Source organism: Pseudomonas sp. NC02 (assembly GCF_002874965.1).
In the GTDB taxonomy this organism is placed as follows: Bacteria; Pseudomonadota; Gammaproteobacteria; order Pseudomonadales; family Pseudomonadaceae; genus Aquipseudomonas.
Window position 1 is genome coordinate 3,677,871 of sequence record NZ_CP025624.1, and the last position, 15,018, is coordinate 3,692,888.

Annotated in this window: 18 protein-coding genes; 10 read left to right on the forward strand and 8 right to left on the reverse strand. The window is 62.2% G+C overall.

Features of this window, described 5'->3' with window-relative positions; genetic code table 11:
* Positions 1 to 72 precede the first annotated feature (72 nt).
* Positions 73 to 1,326 carry a chloride channel protein gene (locus C0058_RS17385; RefSeq protein ID WP_102369179.1) on the forward strand — a complete coding sequence of 418 codons (1,254 nt, stop codon included), beginning with the start codon at positions 73 to 75 and terminating at the stop codon, positions 1,324 to 1,326.
* A gap of 87 nt (positions 1,327 to 1,413) precedes the next feature.
* A complete protein-coding gene (locus C0058_RS17390) occupies positions 1,414 to 1,968 on the forward strand; it encodes a UPF0149 family protein (RefSeq protein ID WP_102369180.1) in 555 nt (184 codons plus the stop codon).
* 84 nt (positions 1,969 to 2,052) lie between these two features.
* Here C0058_RS17390 and C0058_RS17395 read toward each other — a convergent pair whose 3' ends face one another.
* The gene (locus C0058_RS17395; protein WP_102369181.1) at positions 2,053 to 2,682 is read right to left on the reverse strand and encodes a lytic polysaccharide monooxygenase auxiliary activity family 9 protein; all 630 of its coding nucleotides are present in this window, start codon (positions 2,680 to 2,682) and stop codon (positions 2,053 to 2,055) included.
* 212 nt (positions 2,683 to 2,894) lie between these two features.
* Complete coding sequence (locus C0058_RS17400) at positions 2,895 to 3,248, reverse strand: DUF1428 domain-containing protein (RefSeq protein WP_003215254.1); 354 nt, start codon at positions 3,246 to 3,248, stop codon at positions 2,895 to 2,897.
* A gap of 174 nt (positions 3,249 to 3,422) precedes the next feature.
* On the opposite strand from C0058_RS17400, the gene C0058_RS17405 reads away from it, so the two are divergent.
* The 3 genes from C0058_RS17405 (at position 3,423) to C0058_RS17415 (ending at position 6,002) form a co-directional block, all read left to right on the forward strand.
* Positions 3,423 to 4,223 carry an isocitrate lyase/phosphoenolpyruvate mutase family protein gene (locus C0058_RS17405; protein ID WP_102369182.1) on the forward strand — a complete coding sequence of 267 codons (801 nt, stop codon included), beginning with the start codon at positions 3,423 to 3,425 and terminating at the stop codon, positions 4,221 to 4,223.
* A 100-nt stretch (positions 4,224 to 4,323) separates the two neighbouring features.
* The gene (gene aroA / locus C0058_RS17410) at positions 4,324 to 5,580 is read left to right on the forward strand and encodes a 3-phosphoshikimate 1-carboxyvinyltransferase (protein WP_102369183.1); all 1,257 of its coding nucleotides are present in this window, start codon (positions 4,324 to 4,326) and stop codon (positions 5,578 to 5,580) included.
* Between the two features lie 32 nt (positions 5,581 to 5,612).
* A complete protein-coding gene (locus C0058_RS17415) occupies positions 5,613 to 6,002 on the forward strand; it encodes a hypothetical protein (RefSeq protein ID WP_102369184.1) in 390 nt (129 codons plus the stop codon).
* A gap of 528 nt (positions 6,003 to 6,530) precedes the next feature.
* Here C0058_RS17415 and C0058_RS17425 read toward each other — a convergent pair.
* The 3 genes from C0058_RS17425 to C0058_RS17435 form a co-directional block, all read right to left on the reverse strand.
* Entirely contained in the window at positions 6,531 to 6,749 is a 219-nt protein-coding gene (locus C0058_RS17425) for a hypothetical protein (RefSeq protein WP_008436400.1), read from the reverse strand.
* A 153-nt stretch (positions 6,750 to 6,902) separates the two neighbouring features.
* Positions 6,903 to 7,277 carry a tautomerase family protein gene (locus tag C0058_RS17430; RefSeq protein ID WP_008436392.1) on the reverse strand — a complete coding sequence of 125 codons (375 nt, stop codon included), beginning with the start codon at positions 7,275 to 7,277 and terminating at the stop codon, positions 6,903 to 6,905.
* Positions 7,278 to 7,282: 5 nt separating this feature from the next.
* Positions 7,283 to 7,561, reverse strand: coding sequence for a carboxymuconolactone decarboxylase family protein (locus C0058_RS17435; RefSeq protein WP_008436391.1), 279 nt, complete (start codon positions 7,559 to 7,561; stop codon positions 7,283 to 7,285).
* A 107-nt stretch (positions 7,562 to 7,668) separates the two neighbouring features.
* Here C0058_RS17435 and C0058_RS17440 point away from each other — a divergent pair, with 107 nt between their 5' ends.
* Positions 7,669 to 8,526, forward strand: coding sequence for a LysR substrate-binding domain-containing protein (locus C0058_RS17440; protein WP_102369185.1), 858 nt, complete (start codon positions 7,669 to 7,671; stop codon positions 8,524 to 8,526).
* Here the strand turns inward: C0058_RS17440 and C0058_RS17445 are convergent.
* The gene (locus C0058_RS17445; protein ID WP_102369186.1) at positions 8,523 to 9,128 is read right to left on the reverse strand and encodes an NAD(P)H-dependent oxidoreductase; all 606 of its coding nucleotides are present in this window, start codon (positions 9,126 to 9,128) and stop codon (positions 8,523 to 8,525) included. The two genes, C0058_RS17440 and C0058_RS17445, sit on opposite strands and share 4 nt — an antisense overlap.
* Before the next feature lie 92 nt (positions 9,129 to 9,220).
* Here C0058_RS17445 and C0058_RS17450 point away from each other — a divergent pair, with 92 nt between their 5' ends.
* Positions 9,221 to 9,823, forward strand: a complete 603-nt coding sequence (locus tag C0058_RS17450; RefSeq protein ID WP_102369187.1) for a TetR/AcrR family transcriptional regulator — start codon at positions 9,221 to 9,223, stop codon at positions 9,821 to 9,823.
* Here the strand turns inward: C0058_RS17450 and C0058_RS17455 are convergent.
* Both C0058_RS17455 and C0058_RS17460 read right to left on the reverse strand, forming a co-directional pair.
* Entirely contained in the window at positions 9,820 to 10,494 is a 675-nt protein-coding gene (locus tag C0058_RS17455) for a GNAT family N-acetyltransferase (protein WP_102369188.1), read from the reverse strand. The genes C0058_RS17450 and C0058_RS17455 overlap by 4 nt on opposite strands.
* Positions 10,495 to 10,730: 236 nt before the next feature.
* Complete coding sequence (locus C0058_RS17460) at positions 10,731 to 11,621, reverse strand: LysR family transcriptional regulator (RefSeq protein ID WP_003215222.1); 891 nt, start codon at positions 11,619 to 11,621, stop codon at positions 10,731 to 10,733.
* A 111-nt stretch (positions 11,622 to 11,732) separates the two neighbouring features.
* Between C0058_RS17460 and C0058_RS17465 the strand changes: the two genes are divergently transcribed.
* The 3 genes from C0058_RS17465 (at position 11,733) to lhgO (ending at position 15,016) form a co-directional block, all read left to right on the forward strand.
* The gene (locus tag C0058_RS17465; protein ID WP_102369189.1) at positions 11,733 to 12,959 is read left to right on the forward strand and encodes an MFS transporter; all 1,227 of its coding nucleotides are present in this window, start codon (positions 11,733 to 11,735) and stop codon (positions 12,957 to 12,959) included.
* A 46-nt stretch (positions 12,960 to 13,005) separates the two neighbouring features.
* Positions 13,006 to 13,716, forward strand: coding sequence for a FadR/GntR family transcriptional regulator (locus C0058_RS17470; protein WP_008436372.1), 711 nt, complete (start codon positions 13,006 to 13,008; stop codon positions 13,714 to 13,716).
* A gap of 106 nt (positions 13,717 to 13,822) precedes the next feature.
* The gene (gene lhgO, locus C0058_RS17475) at positions 13,823 to 15,016 is read left to right on the forward strand and encodes an L-2-hydroxyglutarate oxidase (RefSeq protein WP_087695067.1); all 1,194 of its coding nucleotides are present in this window, start codon (positions 13,823 to 13,825) and stop codon (positions 15,014 to 15,016) included.
* The last annotated feature ends 2 nt before the right edge of the window (positions 15,017 to 15,018 follow it).

Genomic DNA, 15,018 nt, shown 5'->3' on the forward strand with positions numbered 1-15,018 from the left:
TACATCTCGGGGCTATGGCGTCACCATTGCGCTATAGAATCGGGCTCGGAAACCCGGCTCCCTGGACCCTTCATGCCCTCAAAAACCCGTTCGCTGCTGATTCTCGCACTTGTCGTCATCTTCACCGGCATCGGCGCCGGCCTGGGCGGCATGCTCCTCGCCTTGCTGCTGCACGGCATCCAGCATCTGGCCTACGGCTACAGCCTCGACAGCCTGATCAGCCATGAAACCTTTTTGCTCGGCGTCACCGCCGCCGCGCCCGAACGCCGGGTGCTGGTGCTGATCACCTGTGGCCTGGTGGCCGGTGTGGGTTGGTGGTTGATCTACCGCTATGGCCGCCCGTTGGTGAGCATCAAGCAAGCGGTCTCCGCCCAGGCACCGATCATGCCGCCCAAGACCACCCTCGCCCACGCCGTGCTGCAAATCATCACTGTGGCCCTCGGCTCGCCATTGGGCCGTGAAGTGGCGCCACGGGAAGTCGGCGCGCTGGCCGCCACCTGGTTGTCACAACGGGCGCGACTGGCGCCGGACATGCACCGGCTGATCGTCGCCTGCGGTGCAGGCGCCGGGCTGGCGGCGGTGTACAACGTGCCGTTGGGCGGCGCGGTGTTTGTGCTCGAAGTGTTGGTGGGTGTGTTCAGTTGGCCGGCGGCAGTGATTGCGTTGGCCACCTCGGCCATCGGCGCGTCGGTGGCCTGGATTGGCTTGGGCGCAGAGGCGCAATACGTGGTGCCGCACTTTGTGCTCAGCCCTGGCTTGATCGCCTGGGCGCTGGGCTGCGGGCCGGTGTTTGGCCTGGCCGCCTACGGATTCACCCGGTTGACCGGCGCGGCCCGCAGCAACGCCGCCCGTGGCTGGCGGTTGCCGGTACTGTCGTTGATCAACTTCACGATCATCGGGGGCCTGGCGATTTTCCTGCCGCAGATCCTCGGCAACGGCAAGGGCCCGGCGCAACTGGGCTTTGACAATGAGCTGACCATCGGCCTCGCCGCGGTGCTGCTAGTGGTCAAGGTACTGATCACTGCGAGCAGCCTGCGCGCCGGTGCCGAAGGCGGTTTGCTGACCCCGGCGCTGGCCAACGGCGCCCTGCTCGCCATCATCCTCGGCGGCGCCTGGAGCCTGCTGTGGCCCGGCGTGCCGCTGGGGGCTTTCGCGATCATCGGTGCGGCGGCGTTCCTGGCATCGAGCATGAGCATGCCGTTGACGGCAATCGTGCTGGTGGCGGAATTCACCCGCATCGACCATGACTTCCTGGTGCCGATCATTCTCGCGGTTGCAGGTTCGATGTGCATGAGCAAGCTGTGCGTCCTGTGGGAAAAGCGCTGAAGAAGCTGGATTAAAACCCCGACACGCGCCATCCTCCGCGCTTTAAGCCGCCCCATCAGCGGCGTTCCACGCACAAAGGATATGCCCATGCACGACCAACCCCTCGCCCCCGCCGATTTCGAGTTCATCGACGACACCCTGCTCAAGTACGGCGACGACCATTCGGTGCTGAACCTGGCCGAGCTTAACGGTTACTTCACCGCCCTGGTTTCAAGCCCCGCGCAGGTGGAGGTTGCCGAATGGTTCCCCGGTATCTTTGGTGGGCAGAACCCGGATTGGGAAAGCCCGGAAGAAGCTGGCCAGTTCCTTGAACTGTGCGTGCGCCATATGAACGCCATTGCCACGCAACTGGCGACCGACGCCCAGGGTTTCAAGGCACGTTTCGAGGAAACCGAGCATCAGGACCAGCCACTGACCCTGGCGGAAGAATGGTGCTTTGGTTATATCCGTGGCGCCGCTATCGGCAACTGGCCAGAGCTGCCTGCCGAACAGGCCGGGCAACTGGAAAAGATTTCCTGGTGCGCCGAGCAGGACAACTTTGAACTGCCGGCAGACCTGGATGTAAATGCCCATCAGCAACGGGTAGCCGCTATCGAACCGGCCGCCCGTGCGTTGCACGACTACTGGTTGGCCCAGCGCTGATTGAGCGTGTGCTGAACGCAACACCTGTGGCGAGGGAGCTTGCTCCCTCGCCACATTTTGTTTTGCCTCCGGGTTCAGTTGCCGCTAGTTGAAATCGACGTCAAACGCCTGATAGAACGCATTGCCGGTGTTGGCCACGATCCACATCAACACCAGCACATGCCGGCCCTTCTTGCCCTTGGGCAATGTCACCTGATGTTCAACCTTGGCCTTCAGTTCAGCCGAGTGCTGGTAATACGGCACCTGGGTATAGAAGTCCTCGAAGAACGGTTTGGGCTCCAGTTGAGCGCGGCTGATGCGCTGCTTGGGGTCCCAACCGTCCTTGGTGATCAACCAGCGATAGCCACGGGTCACGTGCGCGGCGGTGTAAGCCCACTGCACCTTGAATACCTGGCCGGCTTCAACATTCAACAACGGCCAGTTAAACGGGGTGTTGAGCTTCTTACCCATTTCTTCGTCGGTGAAGTTCACGCAGTCGCGGGCATCGGTCTTGCCGCCGCTGAGGATGTGCCCGTCGGCGGGGGGCGTGACGCTCTGATCGTCAGTTTCGTAAGGTGCCGGAAACGGGCCGGCGTTGAGGGCCGGGAAGTTCTTGCCGCCTTCCATTTCGTTGACTTGCCAGTTTTCCAGCAGGCCACGCTCTACCGCCACCGAGCCACGACTGGCGGGTGTCACGACGCGACCATGCCTGAGTTGAGTCTGGGGTTTGTTCATTTCAGTCACTCCTTGATTGAAGACTTCCCCTCATGGGAAGCGCCTTGAACTTAGCCCACCTCGCCGGGTTGTCTACCCGACGCTTCTGTCAGACAAATCGCGTCAAGTCCTTGTTTTGCAGAGTTTTCGCACTGGTCTTGCACCAGAGTTATCGTCGGTCCTACCCTGCGACAGGCGATCGGACTACAGCCGCCGTCCATGAACGCCTGGCCTCAGGTGTTGAGGATCATCTCAAACCCGCCATAGATCATCCGTTGCCCATCAAACGGCATCGGATTGACGTCTGCCTTCAGGCGCGGGTCTTCCATCACCTTGCTCATCCCGGCGTCACGCACCTGCCGCGACGGCCAGACGATCCAGGAAAACACCACGGTTTCATCCTCCTTGAGCTTGACCGCCATGGGAAACGAGGTCACCTGCCCCTGGGGCACGTCATCGCCCCAGCACTCGATGATATTCAGCGCGCCATGGTCCTTGAACACCACGGCGGCGGCCTTGGCATGCTGGATGAATTGTTCGCGGTTTGCGGTGGGCACCGCGATGACACAGCCATCTACGTAAGACATGATCACTCTCCTGATTCGACGGGTTGTTGTGCCTGTAGTCGATCCATCAGGCGCTCAATCGACATCAACGTGGGAAATGTCGACCAGTGGTGTGTTATCGATTGCGATGCCGGGCCGATTCTTGATATGACAGGCGCCTTCAACAACAAAGCCCACTCAAAGGACTGACCCGCCATGACCGCCCACGCTACCGCCTTCCACGCCCTGCACCATGCTCAACTGTTTATCCTGCCCAACGTCGCCGATGCCGGCGGCGCGCGCCTGGTGGCGCAACTGGGCAGCCAGGCCGTCGCCACCAGCAGCGCGGCCGTTGCCTGGACCCACGGCTACAAGGACGGCAATCAGCTGCCGCTGCCGCTGCTGGTCAGCACCGTGCAATCCATCGCCCGGGTGATTGACGTGCCGCTGAGCGTGGACATCGAGGCCGGTTATTCCGACGACCCGGAGCACGTGGGCCGGGTGATCAAGGCCGTAATCGACGCGGGCGCCATCGGCGTCAATATCGAGGACGGTGCCGGCACCCCTGAACTGCTGGCCCGCAAGATCGAAGTCGCCCGTCGTGTGGCGGACAGCTGTGGCGTGAAGCTGTTTATCAATGCCCGCAGCGACGTGTATTTGAAAGGATTGGCCCCGGAGCCACAGCGCCTTGAAGAACTCCTCAAGCGCGCCGCGTTGTACCAGGGCGCAGGCGCCGACGGGCTGTTTGCCGCCGGCATCCACCTGGAGCACGAAATCCAGCAGCTCTGCCAGGCGACCAACTTGCCGGTCAACGTGCTGGCCTGGGCCGGCCTGCCCGCGCCCGAGACGCTGCAAGCCTTGGGCGTACGCCGCCTCACGGCCGGCTCGAGCATCGCCGAATTCCTGTATGGCGCCATGCACAGCCTGGCCGAAGGCTTCCTGCGTACCGGGCAACTGGATACGCACGCGCTCAAGGCGTTCACCTATGGCGACATGAATGGCCGCATGGCGCCATAACCCGCGACTCTGAACGATCCCCGCTCGACAACGGTAGCGTGTTTGGCCGATTATTCGTGTCCGCCAAACGCCACCCGCCTTGAAGCAGGAGCCTTGTACCTTGAGTTCGCAGAAAACCGTGACCGTTACACCGCCCAACTTTCCATTGAACGGCAAGGTAGCGCCCCCCGGCTCCAAATCCATTACCAACCGTGCCTTGCTGCTGGCGGCCCTGGCCAAGGGCACCAGTCGCTTGAGCGGCGCGCTGAAAAGCGATGACACTCGTCACATGTCGGTGGCCCTGCGGCAGATGGGCGTGGTGATCGATGAACCGGACGACACCACGTTCGTCGTCACCAGCCTGGGCAAGCTGCAATTGCCGGCGCAGCCGTTGTTTCTCGGCAACGCCGGCACCGCGATGCGCTTTCTCACCGCTGCCGTGGCCACTGTACAAGGCACCGTGGTGCTGGATGGCGACGCCTACATGCGAAAGCGTCCGATCGGCCCGCTGCTCGCGACCCTCGGCCAGAATGGCATCCAGGTCGACAGCCCTACCGGTTGCCCACCCGTGACCGTCCATGGCACTGGCCGCGTGCAAGCCAAGCGTTTCGAGATCGACGGCGGCCTGTCGAGCCAGTACGTGTCGGCGCTGCTGATGCTGGCGGCGTGCGGCGAAGCGCCGATTGAAGTAGCGCTGACCGGCAAGGACATTGGCGCCCGTGGCTATGTCGACCTGACCCTGGACTGCATGCGCGCCTTCGGTGCCCAGGTGGACATCGTCGATGAAAGCACCTGGCGCGTGGCCCCGACCGGCTACACCGCCCACGACTACCTGATCGAGCCTGACGCTTCCGCCGCCACCTATTTGTGGGCCGCTGAAGTGCTGACCGGTGGCCGCATCGACCTTGGTGTCGCCCCGCAGGATTTCACCCAGCCCGATGCCAAGGCCCAGGCAGTGATCGCGCAGTTCCCGCAGATGCCGCCGGTGGTCATTGGCTCGCAGATGCAGGATGCCATTCCAACCCTCGCCGTACTGGCCGCGTTCAACAACACGCCGGTACGCTTCACCGAACTGGCCAACCTGCGGGTCAAGGAATGTGACCGGGTGCAGGCCCTGCATGACGGCCTGAATGAAATCCGTCCGGGTCTGGCGACCATTGAAGGTGATGATTTGCTGGTGGCCAGCGATCCGGCCCTGGCGGGCACCACGTGCAACGCGCTGATCGACACCCACGCCGACCACCGCATCGCGATGTGCTTTGCCTTGGCGGGCTTGAAGGTCTCGGGGATCAGGATTCAGGACCCGGACTGCGTCGGTAAGACCTATCCTGAGTACTGGAAAGAGCTGGAAAGCCTTGGGGTCCATCTGACCTGGTAAGCCGCCGGCGCCGGTAACGGGAGGGAGACTGCATGACGATTCGCCAACCCTGCCCACCCGGCGTCTGCGACTGCAATCGTGAGCAACTGCTCGACCTTCTCGGCGCCGATGCACGCATCCTGCACCTAACGCGCCAGGAAGAAAAACGCCTGCTCGAACGCCTCGAAAACCTGCAAAGCCTGCCCGACCTTGAGCGCATGCAACAGCTGATGTACCAGCAACTGGGCATTCGCGTGCATATCGCGCCGGGCCATACGGAAGTGAAGACGATGCGCGGGATTCAGATCGCTATCGATGACTTGCCGGGGTTGTGTCGCAAGACCCGGCAGTCGATTCCGGCAGCGATTCGCAAGGGAATGGAGAAACGGCCGGAGATTGCGTATCGGTTGCTGGATGCTCATGACTTGTTTCGCGAGGGTTGAGGGCCGCCTTCCATTTGCGGCGATTTTCTCGCTTGAGTCTGCGGGCCTGTTGGTATTCGAGGCGAGCCTGGGCCATCTCCTGAGTACGCGGGGGCCGAAGGCCGGCTTTGTAGCGCTTGCGTTCGTGACGAAGCAGGACGAGTTCTGCGCGCATTTGGCGGTGGCGGTGGGTATTGAGCAGGTAGAGGCTTAGCAGCGGGAACAGCAGCCCCGTTGTGTAGATAAAAGGATGGGGCTGATAGCTGTAGGTGAACAGCACAATGAAAAAGCTCATCACACAACTGCCTGCCAGTATCCAGACGCCCCAGTCACGACCTCGGAGGATAAGAAAGTTGCCCGCTGACAAGATAATGGAAGCGATACCCACATCCAGCCCCGTGTAACTACGATAAGCAGGCACGCCTCGCATGTAGGTACTACCCATCGACGACCCCGCTACCGCAAGAGCAAAAAGCGCAAACATAAAAGCACAGACTAAAACCGGAAAATAGTGAGCCATAAAAGCTCTAGGGGAATTTCTCAGTTCCATTATTCAAACTCTTCGTATAGGCCGATGGCCAGTGTCCGGATATTCCCGGAGACGCCGCTGCCTATGACACTCATGGTTGCACCCACTCCTGCCCCCGCAATCGCCGGGTCAGCATCGATCGCGGCAAACAACCGGCCGAGGTCGATACTGCCTTCGATCCGTTTGCGGGTGGTGCGATAGGCAGCTGGAAAACCGTCCTTCAAGACGCTGGAAGTCATTCCTTTACTCCTGGATTCCACGAGAACGCAAAGAGTAAGACTGAGCCGCCTGAAAGGTTGTCAGAAAGGTCCTCCTTTCCAGACTGACATTTCCCGATCACCTCTCCATAACTTGTGGGCAATCATTCCAATTGGAAAAGTACGCCCGTGCTACTAATTCCCTCTTCCCCCCGCAAACGACCACTCATCCGCCGCCGTCGTCGTAATCACTACCATCACATCCTCAGGGCTCAGCCCAATCGCAGCCTCCAGCCGCTCCACCAACACCTGGTAAAACCGCCGTTTGGTCTCGGTATCACGAGGTTTACCGCCCGTGATCGCGATAAGTACATAGTCGTGGCTGCGCGGGCCGCCCAAATAGTTGGGGTCGATGATCATCTCGCCAATTTCGTGCTGGTGGATCACGTGGAAGCGATCCGCGTCAGGAATCTTGAAGCTCTCAACCAGGGCGTCATGCAATCCCTGTGAAAGCGCTTGCAGATATTCAGGGGATTTCCCGCGATGCAGGGAGATTCGGGCGTAAGGCATGGTGGTTACTCCGCAGGATGGATGGCTGCCAACAGGTTCAGCGCCGACGCCGCTGTCGGCCAGCCGGAGTAAAACGCCAGGTGAGTGATGACTTCACCCAGTTCCTCGACGCTCAAGCCATTGCCAACCGCCCGCTGCAAGTGAAACGGTAGTTGCTCCAGACGGTACATCGCCACCAGTGCCGCCACGGTGATCAGGCTGCGCTCCCTGGGCGACAGGCCCTCGCGCTCCCAGATATCGGCGAACAGCACGTCGCGGGTCAGCTCGGTAAATTTGTTGCTCATGGACGCTCGCTCCGACAATTCAGTTGACGGGCAAAAACTAGCAAGCCAGGATCATTCCGAATATCAGATTTAATAGCATCCACCATCCCGTTTTAATGGACCATTCAATGCGCCGCCCCACCTTCGACCTTGATGTACTGCGCACCTTCGTCACCGGCGTCGAGCTGAACAGTTTTGCCAAGGCGGCGGATCGCCTGGGCCGTTCGACTTCAGCCGTCAGCGCGCAATTAAAGAAACTCGAAGAACAGGTCGGCACGCCGGTGCTGAGCAAATCCGGGCGCGGGCTGGTGCTGACGCCGGTGGGTGAAGCGCTGCTCGGCCACGCCAGGCGGTTGCTGGACCTCAATGACACTGTCTTCAGCAGCCTTAACGAAACCCAAACCGCAGGCACTTTGCGCCTCGGTTTGCAGGAGGATTTCGGCGAGCATGTGCTCAGTGACATCCTGCGGCGCTTCGCCAGGCTTTATCCGATGATCAGCCTTGAAGTGCGGATAGGCCGCAATGCCGAGCTGTTGACCCTGATCGACAGCGCGAGCCTGGACCTGGCGCTGACCTGGGAAACCGGTCAGACATCGTCCTGCCGCACCCGCCTGGGGCAAACACCCATGCACTGGATCGGGCCCCGGGACAAACCCCAACTACCGCGCTCCGAGGACGCGCCGCTGCCGCTGGTGATGTTCGAGGCACCCTGCGTATTGCGCAGCGCCGCCACCGAAGCCCTGGACCGCGCCGGCATTGCCTGGCGCATTGCCTTGACCAGCCCCAGCGTGGGTGGGATCTGGGCGGCGGTCGATGCCGGGTTGGGTGTGACCTTGCGCACCCGTATCGGTTTGCCTGCGCACCTGCGTGTACTCGACGGTCTGCCGCCGGTGCCGTCCCTTGGCTATGAATTGCATTGCAGCCATCCAGCGCCAGGCGCTGCGGCCGAACAGCTGGCAGCGCTCATACAGAGCAGCCTGGTTTAGGCGGTTTCGCAGGGTTGCAGGGTGACGAACAGTTGTCGCCCCAACTTCGCCGCCGTCTCCAGATGCTGTTCGGCAGCGCCGCTTTCCGAGTCCAGCAGCAGCTCGGATGTCAGCACTTTCGCACCGCAGTAATCAAAGATCCCATGGTCGATTTGCGTGCGCATGGCGTCGGCATAGCCGTGGCGTTCAAACACCCCTTCGTCCGCCCCGCCAACGCCCAGTAAGTGCACCTGCAAGTGGCCGAGTTTTTTCACCACCTTCGTCTCAAGGCTGTAGTCGATCGCCCAACCGTTGACGAATACCCGGTCGATCCAGCCCTTGAGCAAGGCCGGCATCGACCACCAGAAGATCGGGTACACCAGCACCAAGGCGTCGGCGCGGTCGAGTCGGGCCTGTTCGGCCAGTACGTCGGCCGGCGGCGTGGCGCGGGTGCGGTGCACTTTATGGTCGGCGGCGTTGTAGCGTGGGTCGAAACCTTCGGCGGCGAGGTCGGCGATCTCGAAGGTGTGCCCTGCGGCTGTGATGCCGGCAGCCGCCTGTTTGGCGAGGCTGTGGGTGAGGGATTGTGGGTCGTGATGGGCAACGACGATCAGCGCGTGCATGGCAATGACTCCTTCGGGGGGTGGCGATGAGCAGGCAAATTGAGTAGGCTTGAGCTAAGTTACCGTTGGTAAGTTACTTTTGGTATATAAGCATGTCAAGCGATCAATCCCCTGCCCCTCGCCGTCGCCTGTCCCGGGATGACCGGTTGCGCCAGTTGCTCGACGTGGCCTGGCAACTGGTGCGCGAAGAAGGCACCGACGCGCTGACCCTCGGGCATCTGGCCGAGTTGGCCGGCGTTACAAAGCCGGTGGTGTATGATCATTTCGGCGATCGCGCGGGGCTGCTGGCCGCGCTGTATGAAGATTTCGACGCGCGGCAGAACCAGGTATTTGCCGCTGCAATCGAGGCCAGCGAACCCACCCTGGATGATCGCGCCCGGGTGATTGCCTCGTGTTATGTCGACTGTGTGTTGTTGCAGGGGCGGGAAATTCCGGGAGTGATTGCGGCCCTGGCCGGCAGCCCGGAACTGGAAACCATCAAGCGCGAGTACGACGTGATTTTCCTCGGCAAGTGTCGCGACGCCCTCGCCCCCTTTGCCGTGGACGGTGTGATTGGCCAGCCCGGTTTACGCGCAATGCTGGGCGCAGCGGACGCCTTGTCCCATGCTGCGGCCAGCGGGGAGATCAGCCCGCTGGAGGCGCAAGAGGAGCTGTTTGCGAGCATCAAGTCGATGGTGAGTCGAGTAGCGCGTTAGCCCAGCCTTGCGTGCACGAACATCCGAGCCTTGTGGGTCATCTGGTCGAAGTGACGATCACGCTGTTTTTCGGCATCGACCATCGCCCGCTTGCCGTGCTTTTGCAGGAGGTAGGTGTGGATCTGCCGCACCTCCAGCGAGCTGTAGATCGACGCCACATCCAGCAACCCCATCAAGCCGTCAGTGCTGTAGTCGCGGGTGTTCATCAACACCTGGGTACCGCGCACACCGCGCAGTTGAAAGCCCATGGACTCGAACGCCGGGACCTTCTCCACTGCGCAGGTCAGTTCGGCATGGGGGTAGCGGGCCAGGATGTCCTGCATCATCGCCCGCGCCACGCCTTTGCGCCGATGGCTGGCGTGCACCGCCATGTAAGCCACGCCGCACGCCTCGGGATCGTCCTTCACCGGCAGGTACAGCAGGAAGCCGATCACCTGCTCCTGCGCGTCCAGCGCGACGATCAATTCCACCGCAATGCCCTTGGACCCGCCCAGCGCTTCCAGGTACAGGTGCACCTCGTACCCGATGGCGTACTGGTAGACGTTGTACAGCAGATTGCTTGGCGGGATGGCGACCATGCTGATGTCCGTCAGGTAGTCGACCACCATCTGCAGGATCTGCGCGTTGATCGGCTCGGGGCATGGGGTTTCGTAATGGGTAAGGCTGAACATTTGAATTCCTGGTGTTTCATTTCAAGGCCCGGCGGATTGTACCTGCTGAAGGGCCGCCGTGGACCCGCAAGCACCCCTTGTGGCGAGGGAGCTTGCTCCCGCTGGGCTGCGTAGCAGCCCCATTAAGCGCACCGCGTTCTTTTCGCGGGAAACAGGATGCAGGTTTTGGGGCTGCTTCGCAGCCCAGCGGGAGCAAGCTCCCTCGCCACAGGGGGAGCTGGATGTCCGGGCTCGGCTCATTGCGCACATACCTCCCGCAGGCAACCGCGCAGCCAGCGATGGGCCAGGTCGGCGTCCAGGCGCGGGTGCCAGAGCATCGAGACGGTGAAGTCCGGGAACACGAACGGCAGCGCAAAGCGGTAGAGGTCGCTGTGCAGGTTGGCGGTATGCCGCTCCGGCACGCTGGCGATCAGGTCGGTGCTGCGGGCCAGGGCCAGGGCGGTCGAGAAGCCGGCGACGATGGTCACCACGTCCCGGGTCAGCCCGAGCGCTTCAAGGGCTTGATGGATCTGGCCCTGATCACGGCCGCGCCGGGACACGTAGATGTGCTGGCCTTCGGCGAAGCGCTGCGGCGTGACTTCGCCCTGGCTGAGCGGATGGCCCTTGCGCACCACGCCGATAAACCGGTCGCGGAACAGCGCCTGGGTCAGCACCTCGGGGCTGGCGCTGCTGTCGACCACGCCGGTTTCCAGGTCGACACTGCCATCGCGCAGCGGCGTACTGCCTTTGTCCGGCTTGTGCACGAAGCGCAACCGCACGCCAGGCGCTTCCCGGGCGATCCGCGTCAACAGCGCCGGGCCGAAGTTTTCAACAAATCCGTCGCTGGTGCGCAAGGTGAAGGTGCGTACCAGTTGGCTCACATCCAGCGTCGCAGCGGGTCGCAACACCGCTTCGGCGTCCTGCACCAACTGGCTGACCTGTTCGCGCAACGCCAGAGCGCGCGGCGTGGGTACCAGGCCGCGGCCGGCACGGACCAATAACGGATCGCCGGTGGTTTCCCGCAGTCGCGCCAGCGCCCGGCTCATCGCCGACGGGCTCAGGCGCAAGCGTTGAGCGGCACGGGCGACGCTGCCTTCGGCGAGCAACACATCCAGGGTGACCAGCAGATTGAAATCAGGTGTCGACACGGCAAACCTCATAGGGCGTTTGGCGCACGTATAAAGTGCAAATGCTGCGCCTTCCGCCATGTTAGGTGACGGCGTAGATTTCTGACAGCGGTCAAACCCAGGAGCCTCTTGATGAAATCACCTGCACCCCGTGGCGCTCTCGTCGCCCTGTCACTGTCCATGTTGCTGGCGTCCTTGGGCACCAGCATCGCCAACGTCGGCCTGCCGAGCCTGGTGCAGGCGTTTGATGCATCGTTCCAGGCGGCGCAGTGGGTGGTGCTCGCCTACTTGCTGGCGATTACTGCGGTGATCGTCAGCGTCGGGCGACTGGGCGACCTGATGGGCCGCAGCCGCCTGCTCTTGGCCGGGTTATTGCTCTTCACCGTTGCCTCGGCCCTGTGCGGCATGGCTCCGTCCCTCGGGCTGTTGATTGCGGCCCGCGCCCTGCAAGGCCTGGGCGCGGCGATCATGATGGCGATGACCATGGCGCTGGTGGGCGAGACCGTGGCCAAGGAACGCACCGGCCGCGCCATGGGGTTGCTGGGCACGATGTCGGCCATGGGCACCGCGCTGGGGCCAAGCCTTGGCGGGGTGTTGATCGCGGGGTTTGGCTGGCGCGCGCTGTTTTTCATCACCGTGCCGCTGGGTTTGCTGACATTTGCCCTCGCCCGGCGCTATCTGCGCGTCGACCGCCATGGGCTACAGCCCGCGCAATCCGGGTTCAGTTTCTTGTCGACTTTACGGGATTCAACGCTAAGCGCTGGCCTGGCCATGAGCGCGCTGGTATCGGCGGTGATGATGGCGACCTTGGTGGTCGGGCCCTTCTACCTGACCCACGGTGCAGGCCTCGACCCTGCCTGGATGGGCCTGACAATGGCAGTCGGGCCCTGCGTTTCGGCATTGACGGGCATCCCTGCGGGACGTTTGACCGACCGTTTCGGCTGCGGCCCGATGACCATCGCCGGGCTGCTGGCGATGCTGGCGGGGTGCCTGCTGCTCTCGCTGGCGCCGCTGAACCTTGGGGTTGCCGGGTATATCACCCCGCTGATCATCCTCACCCTCGGCTACGCCCAGTTTCAGGCCGCCAACAACACCGCGGTGATGAGCGACGTACTGCCAGACCGCCGTGGCGTAGTCGCCGGCTTGCTCAACCTGTCGCGCAATGTGGGGCTGATCGCGGGCGCCTCGGCATTGGGTGCTTTCTTTGCGCACGTTTCAGGTGACCTCGCCACAGCCACTCCCGGCGATGTGGGAAGTGGGATGCAAGCCACGTTCGGCGTGGCATTGGCACTGATTGGTGTAGGTCTTTTCCTGGCCCTACGCGCCCGGTTCCGCGTAACACCTGTCTTGACAAGGTAAAATCGTAACGACTATTGTCTGACAACCTGATTACCAAGGTTTTCCCATGCTTGAGCTCCAGCGCCCTGATTCGCTCGTTATGCGCGTCGTCAGCGCCATTCGTGCAGAAATCGATTCCGGCCAACTGGCGCCCGAAGCGCGCCTGCCCACCGAACAGCAACTGGCTGAACAACTCAATGTCAGCCGTTCGGTGGTGCGCGAAGCGATTGCCCAGCTCAAGGCCGATGGCGTACTGACTGCGCGGCGTGGCCTGGGCTCATTTATCTCGCAAACCCCGGCCGGCACCGTGTTCCGCTTCCCGGAAAAAAACGGTCGCCGCCCGGACCTGGCGCAAATGTTCGAAGTGCGCCTGTGGATCGAAACCCAGGCCGCCTCGATTGCCGCCCAACGCCGCGACGCCGCCGACCTGCAGCGCATGAAGACCGCCCTGCAGGAAATGCACGACAAGCGCGCCGACTTCGACGCCGCCGCCCTGGCCGATGTGGAATTCCATCGCGCCATCGCCGAGGCCAGCAAGAACGACTATTTCGTGGCCTTCCATGACTTCCTCAGAAGCCAACTGGCCAGCGCCCGCAAGACCGCCTGGGAAAACTCCGCCACCCGCTTTGTCAGCGGCTCGGCCGATGCCACCCAGGAACACACTGCGCTCTACCAGGCCATCGTCGACGGTGATGCCCAAGGCGCTGCCGCCTGTGCCGAGGCTCACTTGCGCGCCGCAGCAAGGCGCCTGCATCTGGAATTGCCCGCTATCAATTGACCGATCCGAACCCGTTTAAAGCGTGCCGATGGCGCGCTGTTTTTTTTACAGAACCATTAGTCTGACAACCTGATAAGCAGACTGAAATGCGTAGGTACCCAAAACAATGATTTATGACTTTTGCATCATCGGCGGCGGCATCGTCGGTTTGGCCACCGCGATGGAGTTGCTCAAGCGCCAGCCCAACGCCTCGCTGGTGATCCTGGAGAAGGAAAGCCTGTTGGCCAAACACCAGACCGGCCATAACAGCGGCGTGATCCATGCCGGCATCTACTACGCGCCGGGCAGCCTCAAGGCCGACTTGTGCAAACGTGGCGCCGAAGCCACCAAGCAGTTTTGCACCGAGCACGGGATCAAGTTCGAGGTGTGCGGCAAGTTGCTGGTGGCTTCGACTGATCTGGAAGTACAACGGATGGAAGCGCTGTACGCCCGCTCGCAGCTCAACGGCATGAAAGTCGAACGCCTGGACGCCGACCAGTTGCGCCAGCGCGAACCGAACATCGTCGGGCTGGGCGGGCTGTTTCTCGACGCCACCGGCATTGTCGATTACCGCGAAGTCTGCGAAACCATGGCCCGGGTGATTCGTCGCGCCGGCGGGGAAATCTGCCTGGAACGCACCGTCACTGCGATCGTCGAGGACACCGACAAAGTCACCGTCAGCACCCGGGGCGAAAGCTGGCAGGCCAGGCATCTGGTGGTGTGTGCAGGTTTGCAATCGGACCGCCTGGCCGTGATGGCCGGCGTCAAGATCGACCACCAGATCATCCCGTTCCGTGGCGAATACTTCCGCTTGCCGGAATCGAAGAACACCATCGTCAACCACCTGATCTACCCGATTCCCGACCCGGAGCTGCCCTTCCTCGGCGTGCACCTGACCCGCATGATCGACGGCAGCGTCACCGTTGGCCCGAATGCCGTACTCGGCCTGGGTCGCGAGAACTACCGCAAATTCTCGGTGAACTGGCGCGACGTGGCGCAGTACGCGAGCTTCCCGGGCTTCTGGAAAACCATCTGGCAGAACCTCGGTTCGGGCAGCGTCGAGATGAAGAACTCGCTGTTCAAGTCCGGCTACCTGGAGCAGTGCCGCAAGTACTGCCCATCGCTCAACATCGAAGACCTGCTGCCTTATGAAGCCGGCATCCGCGCCCAGGCCGTGATGCGCGACGGCACCCTGGTGCACGACTTCCTGTTCGCCCAGACCCCGCGAATGCTCCACGTGTGCAATGCGCCCTCACCCGCTGCCACCTCCGCGATTCCTATCGGCGCAATGATCGCCGACCGCATGTTCAAGCCCCACTGACG

What these genes read in the sequence shown, in the direction of transcription:
- C0058_RS17385 (WP_102369179.1), top strand. Translation starts at nt 73, where the DNA reads ATGCCCTCAAAAACCCGTTCGCTGCTGATTCTCGCACTTGTCGTCATC.
- C0058_RS17390 (WP_102369180.1), top strand. Translation starts at nt 1,414, where the DNA reads ATGCACGACCAACCCCTCGCCCCCGCCGATTTCGAGTTCATCGACGAC.
- C0058_RS17405 (WP_102369182.1), top strand. Translation starts at nt 3,423, where the DNA reads ATGACCGCCCACGCTACCGCCTTCCACGCCCTGCACCATGCTCAACTG.
- C0058_RS17400 (WP_003215254.1), bottom strand. Translation starts at nt 3,248, where the DNA reads ATGTCTTACGTAGATGGCTGTGTCATCGCGGTGCCCACCGCAAACCGC.
- C0058_RS17395 (WP_102369181.1), bottom strand. Translation starts at nt 2,682, where the DNA reads ATGAACAAACCCCAGACTCAACTCAGGCATGGTCGCGTCGTGACACCC.
- C0058_RS17465 (WP_102369189.1), top strand. Translation starts at nt 11,733, where the DNA reads ATGAAATCACCTGCACCCCGTGGCGCTCTCGTCGCCCTGTCACTGTCC.
- C0058_RS17455 (WP_102369188.1), bottom strand. Translation starts at nt 10,494, where the DNA reads ATGTTCAGCCTTACCCATTACGAAACCCCATGCCCCGAGCCGATCAAC.
- C0058_RS17425 (WP_008436400.1), bottom strand. Translation starts at nt 6,749, where the DNA reads ATGACTTCCAGCGTCTTGAAGGACGGTTTTCCAGCTGCCTATCGCACC.
- C0058_RS17445 (WP_102369186.1), bottom strand. Translation starts at nt 9,128, where the DNA reads ATGCACGCGCTGATCGTCGTTGCCCATCACGACCCACAATCCCTCACC.
- C0058_RS17470 (WP_008436372.1), top strand. Translation starts at nt 13,006, where the DNA reads ATGCTTGAGCTCCAGCGCCCTGATTCGCTCGTTATGCGCGTCGTCAGC.
- C0058_RS17415 (WP_102369184.1), top strand. Translation starts at nt 5,613, where the DNA reads ATGACGATTCGCCAACCCTGCCCACCCGGCGTCTGCGACTGCAATCGT.
- C0058_RS17430 (WP_008436392.1), bottom strand. Translation starts at nt 7,277, where the DNA reads ATGCCTTACGCCCGAATCTCCCTGCATCGCGGGAAATCCCCTGAATAT.
- C0058_RS17440 (WP_102369185.1), top strand. Translation starts at nt 7,669, where the DNA reads ATGCGCCGCCCCACCTTCGACCTTGATGTACTGCGCACCTTCGTCACC.
- C0058_RS17435 (WP_008436391.1), bottom strand. Translation starts at nt 7,561, where the DNA reads ATGAGCAACAAATTTACCGAGCTGACCCGCGACGTGCTGTTCGCCGAT.
- C0058_RS17450 (WP_102369187.1), top strand. Translation starts at nt 9,221, where the DNA reads ATGTCAAGCGATCAATCCCCTGCCCCTCGCCGTCGCCTGTCCCGGGAT.
- lhgO (WP_087695067.1), top strand. Translation starts at nt 13,823, where the DNA reads ATGATTTATGACTTTTGCATCATCGGCGGCGGCATCGTCGGTTTGGCC.